Consider the following 815-nt stretch of genomic DNA (forward strand, 5'->3'; position numbering starts at 1 on the left):
CCCCGCCCCTCCGCGTTATCGATTTGGCCGACCGCCTCCCCGTCGCCTATAGTTAAGCCCGTTGGCAAGCGGGTCAGCCGCCGGAAAGCACCAAACCGGCCGTCCGCCCCGCAGCCGATCGCTAGGGCCCCGTTGTGTAGCGGCCTAGCACGCTGCCCTCTCAAGGCAGTAGCGCGGGTTCGAATCCCGTCGGGGCTACTTCGCAAGAAGACAGGTCAGGCCACCTCGCAAGAGGTGGCCTGAAGTGTTTTCAGAGCCCGCTGCTGGGCCGGACGCATGCAGTCTAAAGTCGGCTTCCATGTTTGATCGCGAGCGTGCCCGTAGCCTCGTGGGACGGAAAATCCAGCATCGGCATCCGCGCTTGAAGCGTTTCCCGATCTGATCGGCGACACGCTGAGTGCGCTGCGCGCTCGTATCGAGGGCCCGATCGCAGATGTCGACTTCTCGGGCTTCACTCGGCGCTTTCGAGAGATCGTCGGCGACGACGAAGCGCCCTTCGAAGAGCCTTATGGGTTGGCCGCATGGATGGTCGACGTGGTCAGCCTGGCTGACTATGGCGTTAACTCGGCTGCGGAATCGGGGCTGGTTCGGCGTCGTCGGCGTTGGCGGTGGGTGGTTCTTCGAGTTCGCTGGATGTGCGCTGTGACGCAGAGGCCTTGTGTCGTTGGTGTTGGTCGCGGATCTGGCCGGTTACGGCGGTGCTGACGAGGAAGCCTAGGGCTGCCGCCAGGGGGTGGCCGATCAGGATGATCCAGCACAGGACGGGCAGTGCGGCTGCGATGGCGGTGAGGATCGTGCGGTGGGTGGTTTCGGGG

The 815-nt window shown here is 64.5% G+C and carries 1 protein-coding gene and 1 tRNA gene; one reads left to right on the plus strand and one right to left on the minus strand.

Going from position 1 to position 815, the window contains the following annotated elements; all coding sequences use genetic code 11:
- Positions 1-125: 125 nt before the first annotated feature.
- Positions 126-198: transfer RNA gene (locus tag KDL01_RS41490), tRNA-Glu, on the plus strand.
- A gap of 361 nt (positions 199-559) precedes the next feature.
- On the opposite strand, the gene KDL01_RS41495 is transcribed toward KDL01_RS41490, so the two are convergent.
- Positions 560-815 (minus strand): hypothetical protein (locus tag KDL01_RS41495; protein ID WP_212534206.1); only part of this gene is annotated, 256 nt, incomplete at its 5' end.

Source organism: Actinospica durhamensis (assembly GCF_018139695.1).
Taxonomy (GTDB): domain Bacteria; phylum Actinomycetota; class Actinomycetes; order Streptomycetales; family Catenulisporaceae; genus Actinospica; species Actinospica durhamensis.